The 12,656-nt window shown below is 73.8% G+C and carries 9 protein-coding genes; 2 read left to right on the top strand and 7 right to left on the bottom strand.

The window, feature by feature from the left end:
* The first annotated feature begins 24 nt into the window (after window positions 1–24).
* Both B9S64_RS21980 and B9S64_RS21975 read left to right on the top strand, forming a co-directional pair.
* The gene (locus B9S64_RS21980) at window positions 25–1,617 is read left to right on the top strand and encodes an alpha/beta hydrolase (RefSeq protein WP_103491520.1); all 1,593 of its coding nucleotides are present in this window, start codon (window positions 25–27) and stop codon (window positions 1,615–1,617) included.
* A gap of 119 nt (window positions 1,618–1,736) precedes the next feature.
* Entirely contained in the window at window positions 1,737–3,293 is a 1,557-nt protein-coding gene (locus B9S64_RS21975; RefSeq protein ID WP_103491519.1) for an alpha/beta hydrolase, read from the top strand.
* A gap of 136 nt (window positions 3,294–3,429) precedes the next feature.
* Here B9S64_RS21975 and moeZ read toward each other — a convergent pair whose 3' ends face one another.
* From moeZ to B9S64_RS21940, 7 genes are all read right to left on the bottom strand, one after another.
* Entirely contained in the window at window positions 3,430–4,608 is a 1,179-nt protein-coding gene (gene moeZ, locus B9S64_RS21970) for an adenylyltransferase/sulfurtransferase MoeZ (RefSeq protein WP_028438892.1), read from the bottom strand.
* An 84-nt stretch (window positions 4,609–4,692) separates the two neighbouring features.
* Entirely contained in the window at window positions 4,693–5,508 is an 816-nt protein-coding gene (locus tag B9S64_RS21965) for a spherulation-specific family 4 protein (protein WP_028438893.1), read from the bottom strand.
* Complete coding sequence (locus B9S64_RS21960; protein ID WP_103491518.1) at window positions 5,496–6,461, bottom strand: NAD(P)-dependent oxidoreductase; 966 nt, start codon at window positions 6,459–6,461, stop codon at window positions 5,496–5,498. Before B9S64_RS21960 ends, B9S64_RS21965 begins: the two co-directional genes overlap by 13 nt.
* Before the next feature lie 134 nt (window positions 6,462–6,595).
* Window positions 6,596–8,239: a hypothetical protein gene (locus tag B9S64_RS21955; RefSeq protein WP_103491517.1), complete on the bottom strand. Its 1,644-nt coding sequence runs from the start codon at window positions 8,237–8,239 to the stop codon at window positions 6,596–6,598.
* 16 nt (window positions 8,240–8,255) lie between these two features.
* Complete coding sequence (locus B9S64_RS21950) at window positions 8,256–10,040, bottom strand: DUF3492 domain-containing protein (protein ID WP_103505057.1); 1,785 nt, start codon at window positions 10,038–10,040, stop codon at window positions 8,256–8,258.
* Window positions 10,041–10,268: 228 nt separating this feature from the next.
* Window positions 10,269–11,615, bottom strand: a complete 1,347-nt coding sequence (locus B9S64_RS21945; RefSeq protein WP_103489240.1) for a DUF3152 domain-containing protein — start codon at window positions 11,613–11,615, stop codon at window positions 10,269–10,271.
* Window positions 11,616–11,623: 8 nt separating this feature from the next.
* Window positions 11,624–12,589 (bottom strand): alpha/beta fold hydrolase, encoded by a 966-nt coding sequence (locus B9S64_RS21940; protein ID WP_103489239.1) that lies wholly within the window; start codon window positions 12,587–12,589, stop codon window positions 11,624–11,626.
* Window positions 12,590–12,656 lie beyond the last annotated feature (67 nt).

Here is a 12,656-nt window from a genome sequence, read left to right as displayed (position 1 = left end):
GGCGCCCCGGCCCACGATGGGCCCATGAGGACTACCCCCGCCCCGCGTGCCATCGCCCTCGCCGCCACCGCCACCGTGCTGCTGTCCCTGGCCGCCTGTTCGGACGACGGAGGCGGAACGGGCCGGGGCACGCCCTCCGCCGCCTCGACCGCGTCCCCGACGACGACACCCGGGGACCTGTCCTCGCAGAAGCTCGACTGGAAGCGCTGCCCCGCTCCGAGCAACGCCCAGGGCAGCGGCACCGCCCCCTCACCGCTGCCGGGCGGCACCCCCTGGGAGTGCTCCTTCATGAACGTCCCCCTGGACTACGGGGACCCGGACGGCCGGACCATCGAGCTGGCGCTCGTCCGTGCCCGCGCCACGGACAAGGACCGGCGGATCGGCTCCCTGGTCTTCAACTTCGGCGGACCGGGCGCCTCGGGCGTCGCGACCCTGCCGGCCTTCGGAACGGCGTACGACACGCTGCGCGGCCGCTACGACCTGGTGAGCTTCGACCCGCGCGGGGTCGGCCGCAGCGAAGGCGTCGAGTGCGCGGACGACGCCGCCCTGGACGCCCGGTACGAGATGGACGGCACCCCGGACAACGCCAAGGAGGAGAAGGCCTTCGTCGACGACCTGAAGTCCTACATCGCGGACTGCGAGGAGAACTCCGGGGAGGAGCTGCCCTACGTCGGCACGACGAACGCCGCCCGGGACATGGACCTCCTGCGCTCCGTCCTCGGTGACGACAAGCTGCACTACTTCGGCATCTCCTACGGGACCGAGCTGGGCGGGGTCTACGCGCACCTGTTCCCGAAGAAGGTCGGCCGGGCCGTCCTGGACGCGGTCGTCGACCCCACCGAGGACGCCGAGCAGTCCGCGCTCGGCCAGGCCAAGGGCTTCCAGCTCGCCCTGGACAACTTCACCGCCGACTGCGCGGAGCGGGAGGACTGCAAGCTTCCGGGGTCGCGCGCCCAGGAGGTCCAGGACTGGATCGCCGACCTCCTGGAGAAACTGGAGAAGAAGCCCGTCCCCGGGCTCGGTGAGCGGGAACTGACGCAGACCCAGGCCACCACGGGCATCGCCTCGGCCCTGTACTCCAAGGAGACCTGGCCCCTGCTCGAACAGGGCCTCGACGAGGCCGACGGGAAGAACGGCGGGCTGCTCCTCGCGCTCGCGGACTCGCTGAACGGCCGCACCCAGAACGGCCACTACGACAACTCCGGCGCCGCCAACACGGCCATCAACTGCGCGGACTCCAAGCAGCGGTTCACCCTGGAACAGACGAAGGCGGCGCTTCCGCTGTTCCGGAAGGCCTCCCCCGTCTTCGGCGACTACCTGGGCTGGGGCCTGATGTCGTGCACGGGCTGGCCCGTCTCGGGCGCCTGGGACACTCCCGACGTCAGCGCCCCGGGGGCGGCGCCCGTCCTGGTCATCGGGAACACCGGTGACCCGGCCACCCCGTACGCGGGCGCGAAGGCGATGGCCGACGAACTGGGCGAGGGGGTCGGCGTCGAGCTCACCTACAAGGGCGAGGGGCACGGCGCCTACAACGGCGGCAGCACCTGTGTGCAGAAGGCCGTGGACGGCTATCTGCTGGACGGGAAGGTCCCGGCCTCCGGGACGGTCTGCGCGTGACCGTCCCAGGGCTCGCTGTCGGTGGTGCCGATTAGCATGGCCGCACGCCGGCCGGTGAGCGCCGACCGGTGGGCGCCGGCGGCCGGCCGCCTTCGCGCCTCGGGGGAGGGAACACACACATGCGGGTACACGGACGGCTCCTGCGGGCCCTGGTCCCGGCCGGAGCGGCCTTGCTGACGGCGGGGCTGCTCGCCGGCTGCGACACCCCGGCCCCCTCACCGGCGACGCCGTCCCCCGCCTCCGCCACCGGCCCCTCCGCCGGTGGGGCGCCCGGCACCGGCCGGCCCGCCCCGGGCACGCCGGACTGGAAGCGCTGTGCGGCGCCGGAGGGCGGCAGCGAGCCGGGACCCGACTGGCGCTGCGCCACCGTCGAGGTCCCCCTGGACCACACCAAGCCGGACGGCGCCACCATCGGCATCGCCCTGATCCGCAAGGAGGCCACGCGGAAGAGCCGACGGCTCGGGTCGATGCTCTTCAACTTCGGCGGTCCGGGGGGCTCGGGCGTCGCCGTACTGCCGCGTGCCGCGGCCGCGTACGCACACCTCAACACCCGGTACGACCTGGTGGGCTTCGATCCGCGCGGGGTGGCGGCCAGTTCCGGGGTGCGCTGCCGTGACGACGCCGAGCAGGAGAAGGCCTACCGCGAGATCGACATGACGCCCGACACGGCGGTGGAGGAGGCCGCGTTCGTCGGCGACGGCGCGGCCTTCGGGGCGGGCTGCGAGCGCCTGTCCGGTGCGGTGCTCCCCCACGTCGGCACGGCGAACGCGGCCCGGGACATGGACCTCCTGCGCTCGGCCCTCGGCGACGACACGCTGCACTACTTCGGCGTCTCCTACGGCACGGAGCTGGGCGGGACGTACGCCCACCTCTTCCCGGAGCGGGTGGGGCGCATGGTCCTGGACGCGGTGGTCGACCCGACGGCCGACACCGTGGGCCACGCCCGGAACCAGGCGATCGGCTTCCAGCGGGCGCTGGACAACTACTTCACGGACCGCGGTGAGGACCCCGGGGCGGGGACCCGGCGGCTGGTCGAGCTGCTGCGGCGGATCGACGAGAAGCCCCTGCCGACCTCCTCCGGCCGCGAGCTGAACGAGTCGCTGGCGGTCACCGGCATCGTCACCCCGCTGTACGCGAAGCGGAACTGGCCCTCCCTGACGGCGGCCCTCGCCGAGATCGAGACCGAGGGCACGGGCGACCGGCTGCTGGCGCTGGCCGACTCGTACAACGGGCGGGACGAGCAGGGCCACTACGACACGCAGAGCCATGCGCAGCGGGCGATATCGTGCGCCGACAGCACGGCGCGGCCGACGGTGGCCGAGGCGCGGGCGCTGCTCCCGGAGTTCCGGAAGCTGTCCCCGGTCTTCGGTCCCTTCCTGGCGTGGGACACCGCCGGATGGTGTGCCGGCTGGCCGGTGGAGGGTGAGCGCGACACCCCGGAGGCGAGCGCTCCGGGTGCGGCCCCGATCCTCGTCGTCGGCACGACCGGCGACCCGGCGACACCGTACGAGGGCGCGCGGCGGATGGCGGACGAGCTGGGCAAGGGTGTCGGCGTCCTGCTCAGCAACGAGGGCGAGGGGCACGGCGCGTACGGGGAGAGCCGCTGTGTGACGTCGCTGGTGGACGCCTACTTCCTGGACGGGAAGGTCCCCGAGGACGGCCGGAGCTGCCCCTGAGACCTACGGACGCCGGTCACCCGGGACGGCCGAGCGCCCCGGGTGACCCGGCCCGCGAGAGGTGCGGGCCGACGGGGAGGCCGGGCACACGGAAGGCCGGCCCCGTGGACGGAGCCGGCCCTCGTACGGACGCGCCCTAGTAGACCGGCTTCTCGGGCTCGATCTGGTTGACCCAGCCGATGACACCGCCGCCGACGTGCACCGCGTCGGCGAAGCCCGCGGACTTGAGGACGGCGAGGACCTCGGCACTGCGGACACCGGTCTTGCAGTTCAGGACGATGCGCCTGTCCTGCGGAAGGTCCTGGAGGGCGTTGCCCATCAGGAACTCGTTCTTCGGGATCAGCCGGGAGCCGGGGATGGAGACGATCTCGTACTCGTTCGGCTCGCGGACGTCGATGATCTCGATCTTCTCGTCCCCGTCGATCCACTCCTTGAGCTGCTTGGGAGTGATCGTGGAGCCGGCCGCCGCCTCCTGGGCCTCCTCGGACACGACGCCGCAGAAGGCCTCGTAGTCGATGAGCTCGGTGACGGTCGGGTTCTCGCCGCAGACGGCGCAGTCCGGGTCCTTGCGGACCTTCACCTGGCGGTACTGCATCTCCAGGGCGTCGTAGATCATCAGACGGCCGACCAGCGGGTCACCGATACCGGCGAGCAGCTTGATGGCCTCGTTGACCTGGATGGAGCCCACGGAGGCGCAGAGCACACCCAGGACGCCGCCCTCGGCGCAGGAGGGGACCATGCCGGGGGGCGGCGGCTCCGGGTAGAGGCAGCGGTAGCAGGGACCGTGCTCGGACCAGAAGACGGACGCCTGGCCGTCGAAGCGGTAGATCGAGCCCCAGATGTAGGGCTTGTTCAGCAGGACCGCGGCGTCGTTGACGAGATAGCGGGTGGCGAAGTTGTCCGTGCCGTCCACGATCAGGTCGTACTGGGCGAAGATGTCCATCACGTTCTCGGCTTCGAGCCGTTCCTCGTGAAGGATCACGTTCACCAGGGGGTTGATCCCCTGCACGGTCTCCTTGGCCGACTGGGCCTTGGACTTGCCGATGTCCGCCTGACTGTGGATGACCTGGCGCTGGAGGTTCGACTCGTCGACCTCGTCGAACTCCACGATGCCGAGCGTGCCGACGCCGGCCGCGGCCATGTACATCAGGCCGGGCGAGCCGAGACCGCCGGCACCGACACAGAGCACCTTCGCGTTCTTCAGCCGCTTCTGCCCGTCCATCCCGACGTCCGGGATGATCAGGTGGCGGGAGTACCTGCGGACCTCGTCGACGGTGAGCTCAGCAGCTGGCTCGACCAAGGGTGGCAGCGACACAGGAACCTCAACAATGCAGGTGGTCGGTTTCTACGTACTTCACTTACGTACGGTTGTTCTTCCGCAACACTGCCACGCGTCTTCTCATTCCGAGATACCTGGTCCGATCCGCGAGACGAATTCGTCCCAGTAACTGGGCAGCGCCGCGAATGGGTCGCTTTGCCCCTTCTTGCCGCTCCGGTCCGTGAAGAAGATCGTGCCCGCGCCCTGCCAGCGGGCGATGCGCAGGGCCTCTTCGAGGTGGGTGCGCGGCACCCCGTGGACGAAGTGCGCGAAGCGGCTCGGACGGTAGGCGGCGGTCCACTCGGCCGCCTGCGACCAGCGGTAGTCGGTCCACGCCCCCCGGAAGGTGACCAGTTGGTCGGCGGCCTCGGCGTATCCCGGGTAGGGGTGGGCGCCGTGGCCGAGGACCAGCCGCCCGCCGTCCTCGCGGTCCTCCAGGAGGGCCGCGAGGGTGCTGGTGAGCCGGCGCACGGCGGGCAGGCCGGGACGGTCGGCGGGGCAGCGGGCGAGGTAGAAACCGCCGACCTGGTACCAGTCGATGAAGGACTGGGCGTCCGCGACCAGTTTCCCGAAGGGGCGGGTACCGAAGGCCAGGTCGAGATGGCCCAGCAGTCTGCCCCCGGCGGCCCGGACGGTGTCGTGCGGCGGATGGTCGCGCAGGGCGCGCTCGCGGGCGTTGCGCAGGCGTCCGGCGGCGTCCAGGCAGTGCGGGTCGGGGCGGGCCCCCGGGCCGTTGTCGATGTTGAGCACCGCCCAGTGCAGCGGTGTCCCGGGCCGGTTGAGTTCGGCCCATTCGGTGGGGGCGAGCAGCGGATGGGCGTACCCCGGGACGCCGACCCCGGGACGTTCGGCCCCGTCGGTCCGCGGGTCGGCGCCGGTGCTGGTCAGATACGGCACGCCGCCTCCATCCAGATGTCGGCGAGGGACTCCTCGAGATTGATCCGGGGGCGCCATCCGAGGCGGTCCCGGGCGGTGCGCACATCGGCCTGCTGCCACGCCCCGCAGCCGTCGGGGTAGGGCGACGGGGTGGCCGAGAGGTGTTCGACGACGGACTCCGCGGGGGCGCGGGGTGATCCGATGGGGAGCCGGCCGGGCGGGGTGTCCAGCTCGTGGAGCGCGCCGCCGTATCCGGCGACCCTGGCGAGTACGGCCGCGGCGTCGCGCAGCCGTACGGCGCGGCCGGTACCGATGTTGACGACTCCCTGGGCGGCGGAGAGCGAGGCGGCGTGCACGGCGCGCGCCACGTCCCGTACGTCCACGAAGTCGCGCTGCACACCCAGGCCGCTGAGCCGGAGTTCGGGGTCGCCGGACTGGATGGCGCGGCGCATCGTCTCGGCGAGCCTGCCGAGCGGCGAGCCGGCCGGGGTACCGGGCCCGACCGGCGAGAAGACCCGGAGCACGACGGCGTCCAGCCCGGAGCCGAGGACGAGTTCGGTGGCGGCGAGCTTGCTGACGCCGTACGGGCCGCCGGGGCGGGGTACGGCGTCCTCGGCGGTGGAGGAGCCGGGCTGCGAGGGCCCGTACTCGGAGGCGCAGCCGACCTGGACGAGCCGGGCGCTGCATCCGCTGCGGCGCATGGCCTCGCAGACGGTGGCGACGGCGACGGTGTTGTGCCGGGTCAGTTCCCGGGCGCCGCCCCGGGTGGCGCCCGCGCAGTTGACGACGACCCCGGGGTGGACGGCGTCCAGGAAGCGGGTGAGCGCTCCGGGGCTGCCGCCGGCGAGGTCGAAGCGCACGTCGGCGTCGTCGCCGCGGCCCAGGGCGGTGAGGTGCACGGCGGGGTCGGCGAGCAGGCGATCGGCGACGAAGCGGCCGAGGAATCCGTTGGCTCCGAGCAGCAGAACCCTCATCACGCGCCCCCTCGCTGCCGACGGCGGGCTGCCGGTGCTGGGGTTTGGGGGGTCATGTCCGGTGTCTCCTTTGAGGAAGGTGCGATTCGGGAGGTCCGCGGCGTCGGCTCCGCGGCGTGGGAGGGGCGGTCCGGCTACGCGGTGGCGTGGGCGGACGCCCGGGTGAGGGTCAGCAGGGCGTGGATCAGCAGCCCCAGGGCGGCGACACCACAGGCGAGGAGGGGTACCGCGCCGGTGCCTGCCGTGGCGACGAGGACGTCGACGGGCCGGGCGAGCGGGCTGAGGCCGGGCAGCCGCCCGGCCAGGACCAGGAAGACGGCGGCGAGTTCGGCGGTGCAGGCGACGGCGAGGCCGGTGGCCGCGGCCTCCGGGAAGCCGTGGACGGTGAGCAGCCGGGCCAGGAAGAGCAGCACGCCCAGGGCGGCCGGGGCCAGGACGGGTCCGCCTCCGTGGCCGAGTCCGGCGAGGAACAGCAGGGCGGTCACGGCGCACAGGTGGAGCGCGACGACACCGAACAGCGCGGGGCGCACGCCGACGCCGAACTCCGCCAGGGCGTGGCTTCCGGCCAGCCTGCGGTGGGCGTGGACGGCGAACAGGTGCGCGCACCAGGCGGCGGGGACGACGGCCGAGGCCAGCCCGAGCAGCGCGGCGGGGTCCGCGGTCCAGGTGCCGTCGGGGCCCCCGCTGAGCACCTGGGCGAGCAGGTCGTCGCCGTACACGGCGTATCCGAGGAGCCAGCAGACGTAGAGGGTGACGCCTCCGGCGCCGTCCGGCGCCCGCAGCGGACCGCCGCGCAGGGAGAGCCGGAGGCCGAGGACGGTCAGGAGCGCGCCGAAGGCCGTGACGGCGAACCGGGCCTCCGCGCCGAGCACCCCCTCGGTGGCCCTGAGCACCCCGGCCGTGGCGAGGCAGGCGGCCCCGGGCAGCATCGCGCGCAGCGTCCAGCCGGCCCGCGCCTCACCGGCGGGGTCCTGCCGTGGGGGGTGCGGGGGCGCGGACGGGGCGGTGCCGGGTGCGCGGGCGTAGAGCTCCTCGGCGAGCGAGAAGACGTCGCGGTGCCGGTAGCGGGCGGCGGCGCGGTCCGTCAGCCCGTGGGCCTCCAGACCGGCGGCGATCTCCAGGGGGTCGACGGCCCGTTCACACAGGTCGTGGTGGCGGTGCATGAGCGCCTTCACGGGGTCGGCGGGTCCGCGCCGGGCCCCCGGCCCGCGCCCGGAACGGTAGGCGATCTCGGGCGCCCGTACGGCGGTACGGGCGCCTCCGGGGGCGGTCCCGCTTCCCGGCCCGCCTGTGCGCGGACCGGTGCCTTCGACGGATCGGCTCGCGGGGGTGTGGATACGTGCGGGGCCCGCGTCCGGGACCGCCGTCCCGGGGTTCAGCCCGGGGTCCACGTCGGTGGCCGTGTCCGGGACCGCCGTACCGGGGTCCGGCCTGGTGTTCAGCCCGGGGCCCGGCTCCAGGCCCGCCGCCCCGGGGTCCGCCTCCAGGGCCCCCGTCCCGGCATCCGGCCTGAGGCCCGTCCGCGGGGCCGCCGTCCCGGGGTTCAGCCCGGGGTCCGCGCTGAAGCCCTTCGGACCCGCCGCCCCGGGGTCCACCCGCAGGTCACGGAAGACCGGCCCGGTGGCGCCCGGCCCGATGGCGGAGGCACCGGCCCCGCCCTCCACGGGACGGGCGCCGCCCCGCTCCCGCTCCGGGCGTACGGCGTCGGCGGGCGTCCCCGGGTCCGCCTCCTGGTCCCGGGCGAGGCCCCAGGAGGGGGTGTCGGTCGGTCGGCCCATGGGAGATCCTCCGTGGTCACGCATCGCTGCTCCCCGCCCCGCGCGCGCCCGCGCACACGCTCTCGGCCTCCGCGCCGGCGGCGGCCCAGCTGGGCACCCTGGCCGACGCCCCGGAGGCGACCGGGGCCGGCGGCGACTGCCCCAGCACATGGGCCTCGGGAGGCGTGGCGAAGGGACGCGGCGGGCCGGTGCGCTCCGCCCGTTCCGCCTCCGCCGTCCAGCGAGCGGGCACGTGCGCCACCAGGTCGAGATAGATACCGCGGAAGGCGGCGAGGTTCTGTTCGACGGTGAAGAGTTCGAGCGCCCGCGCGCGCGCCGCCGCACCGAGCCGCGCACGGCGCTCGGGGTCGCGCAGCAGCGCGATACAGGCATCGGCGAGCGCCCGGGGATTGCGCGGGGGCACCACCAGCCCCGTACCGCCGACGACCTCCACCACGGCGCCCACGTCCGTCGAGACCGTGGCCCGTCCGCAGAACATGGCCTCGACCAGGCTGATCGGGAAGCCCTCGACCACGCTGGACAGGACGACGACCCCGCCCGCCGCGTAGGCCTCCGCGAGGTCGGGCACCTCCGGCCCGCCGATCTCCTCGAAGGTGACCGGGCTGTCACCGACGGCGTGCGCGTCCGTGGCCTCGTCCGGGAAGAGCTGGGCGGCGAGCGCCTCGCACCGGGCCCGGTAGCCGTCGCCCTCCTCCCCCTCCGCCGGGGCGCCGAAGACACGCAGCCGGGTGCGGGGTACGGCACGGCGCACCTCGGCGAAGGCGTGCAGCAGGGCGAGCAGGTCCTTGGCGGGTTCCATCCGCCCGATCCAGACCAGCGTCGCGGGTCCGCCGCGGTCGTCCCCCTCCCCCACGGCCCGGAACCGCTCGGCGTCCATCCCCGGGTAGACCGTGCGCACGGTGGCGGGGTCGGCCCCGCACCGCTCCTGCCAGCGGCGGACATGGGTGTTGCCGGGCGTGACGACGGAGGCCTGCCGGTACACCTCGAAGGCCAGCCGGCCGTGGAAGTGGGCGAGCAGGGCGCGCACCGGCGCGCGGAAGGACGCCTCGGGCGCCGCCAGATAGTGTGTCCGTAACGGGACCTGGTGCTCCGTCACCAGCAGCGGTACCCCGAAGAAGCGTTTGGCCAGCACCCCGGGAAGGGCCGCGGTGCCCCCGGAGGCCGCGTGGCAGAGGTCCACCGCGCCGAGGCCGTCCTCGTCGTACCAGTCGAGGGAGAGGGGCCGTAGGGCCCGCTCCAGCTCCACCGCGAAGGCCAGGTAGTCGGGAACGGTGGCGCGGTGGACGGTCCGCCCGGCGCCCGGGGCGCGGCAGGCCGCCTCCAGGACGCGTACGGTCGCCTCGGAGCGCAGGGCCGTGGGCAGACCGCCGCACTCCCGGGCCAGCTCGGCCAGGCCGTAGAGACCTTCGGCGAAGCGGTCCGCCGCGCCCGTACCGTTCGGCGCCCCCATGTCCGCCCCGGCGCAGACCGCGCCGACGAGCGCCGTCACATGCGCGGTGAAGCGCCGTCGCTCGCGGCGTCCGTACGCGCGCCCCAGACCGGTGGCGAGCCTCCCGGTGAGGCCACGCGGGGGGCCCGCCTGAGGGAGACCCGCGCCGGAGGCCCACAGCGATGCCGTCCGGACCTGGCCGATCCCCTCGGGGAGCCTGACCCAGCCCTGCCGCTCCTGCCGGGCCGAGCGGCTGAGGGCGTAGAGGTCGAACTCGTGCTGGGGCAGCCCCCGTACGAGGCGGTCGCACCAGAGCCTGGACTCACCCGTCGCATACGGATAACCACCGTCCGTGAGGAGTCCGATCCGCACGAGTACACCCCCGATCTCCCTTGTGAGCGGCCGCCGTTGGTCGGCGGTCGGCAGCGGGACGACCGTAAGCGGATACGCCGGTGGCGCGGCGGACGGTTGTCCGTCTCACCACCGAAAGGGGTGAACCGGCGTAACTTTCCCGCCCCCGTCGCGTTCAGTCGCGACGAGGGGCATCCCGGTCACACGGAGTCAGGCTCCGGCCAGCTCCTCGCGGGCCGCGCCACCGGGTCAACTCCCGGGGTAGACCCAGGGATTGGCTCGGCACTTGATGCCGCCGAGGTCCAGCGTCTTGGTCTGCTGCTGCATCACGGGGGCCAGGGCGCCGGGCGTGCGGCAGCTCTCGTGGTTGTGCCCCAGCCGGTGGCCGACCTCATGGTTGATCAGCATCTGCCGGTAGATCAGGAGCTTGTCCGGTCCGAAGGTCGAGGCGCCCTGCGCCCACCGGTAGGCGTTGATCATCACACGGGCGGTGGCCGCGGAGTCGCAGGAGACGTTGTCCTCGGTGGTGTCCAGGCCGGACTTGGCGCACCAGAGGGCGGTGGTACCCGGGCTGGCGAGCGTGATCACGAAATCGGGCTCGCCGGAGGAGATGCGCTCGAAGGTCATGGCGCCGTTGTGCGCCCAGCTCCGGTCGTCGTTGAGCGTCTTCTGCACGGCTTCGGCGAAGAGTCCGGTGTCGAGACCGAGCCCCGTCTCGACATCGATGCGGTACCGGTACAGATGTCCCTTGCCGGGCGCCTTCGCCAGCCCCGGGACCGCCTCGAACTCCCCGGACCCCTTCAGGTCGGCGGCGAGCGGATAGGGCTGGGCCATCTTCTGGACGTACGTCAGGGGCTTGGCCTCCGCCGGCTGCGACCGGGACTGCGGGGCCGACCGCTCGTCGTGGCGGGACACGTCCCCCGCCGCGTCCCGGTCGACGTCCGCGGCCTGGGTCCGGGAGGAGCCCCCGGAGTCCTGTGCCACCTGTCCGGCCACCACGACCGCGAGCACCGTGGTGACGGCCGCGGCGGCGATCCCCGTGAAGGCGCGCCCCTTGCCGCCCTTGCCCTCCTTGACGGCGCCGTCCCCGTCGTCCGGCCCGGAAGGCGGCCCCGGGGCGGCTCCGGCGGCAGTGGACGTGTCGTCAGGACGAGGAGGTGGTACCGCGGGAGAGGCGCCGGTGTCGAACGCCTCGACGAACTCCTTGCGCGGCCCCGGTATCAGCGGGGCCTCGGTGGTGGGGCCGGGTGCCGCCGTGCGCCGGGTGGCGGCACGCTGCGCGGCCTGCTGGGCCGTCAGCTGGCGCGCCACCGCCTGCCGGGCCCGCACCTCCTGGTTCCGGCCCCCCGGGTCCCACGTGCCGTCGTACCGGGGCTGTGGACCCGTGCCCCAGCCGCCGCCCGGTTCACGCTGTTCCGGGTGCCCGCCGCGCACCCGGGGCGCGTCGTGGGACGGACTGTGGCCCTCACCGGCCGGCGGGGTCGCGGAGTCCCGCCTGCGCCGTCCCCGGCCGGGGACGGCGGCACCCCCGCCCCCGTCACCGGCGACGGCCTCGCGCCCTGTGGCCTCAAGGCCCTTACGACTGTGTCGTCCCACGCCCCGGATCAGCTCCCGCCGCGTTCGTCGAGCAGTTCCCGGAACGCCTGGGCGATCGCCTCCGGGTACTCCATCATCGCCACGTGCCCCGCGTCGGGCAGTGTCAGCAGGCGCGAGTCACGGAAGGCCGCGGACGCTCTGCGTGCCATCCGGTACGAGACGAGCTGGTCCCTTCCGCCGTACACGAGCAGGGTCGGTGCCAGCACCCGTTCCGCCTGGCGCCACAGCCCGTGCTGCCCGCCCAGGGTGTAGGCATCGACGATGCCCCGGGCCGAGCGCGCCATGGCGTCCCAGAAGTACGGCAGTTCCAGTCGTCGCTCCATCTCGGCCACCGCATGGCGGAAGGCTTCCTCGGAGATACGCGCCGGATCGCCGTAACAGAGTGCCATGACACCGCGGGTGCGCTGTTCCGCCGTCCACTCACGAGTGAGCCGGGCGAACAGGGAAGCGATCCCGGGGAGGGCGAGGAGCCCGGTGGGAACGGCGGGCCGCTGCACCCGGATCTCGGGCAGGGCCGGGGAGATCAGCGTCAGCGTGCGCACCAGGTCGGGCCGTACGGCAGCGACCCGGGTCGCGACGGCACCGCCCAGGGAGTTGCCGAACAGGTGCACGGGGCCGCGCGGTTCGGCGTCGAGCAGCCGGATCACGGCCCTGGCGTGCCCGGTGACCGAGTAGTCGCCGTCGTCCGGGGGCGGGGATTCGCCGAAGCCCGGCAGATCGACGGCCTTCCCGTCCACCCGGTCGCCCAGCAGCGGCATGAGCGCCGACCAGTTCCGCGAGGAACCGCCGAGCCCGTGCACATAGAGCGCGGGATCGAGCCCTCGCGCCGCGGTGGGGCGGGAACGGACGGCGAGGGTGAGGCCGGGCAACTCGACGGAGCCCAGCTCCTCACCCTCCACGACCCTGACGGCGCTGACCGTGGGGGCCACGGCGGCAGCGGCGGCTGGGGTCCCGGACAGCTCGGTCGAAGACATGCGGCAATGTTACGAGATGATCACGTGCTGATTCATGTGTTCGGCGTCACAGGTCGTATCGCATCCC

Source organism: Streptomyces sp. SM18 (genome assembly GCF_002910775.2).
GTDB lineage: Bacteria > Actinomycetota > Actinomycetes > Streptomycetales > Streptomycetaceae > Streptomyces > Streptomyces halstedii.
Note: the sequence above shows the minus strand (reverse complement) of the source record. Positions and strands in the feature narration are given on the sequence as shown.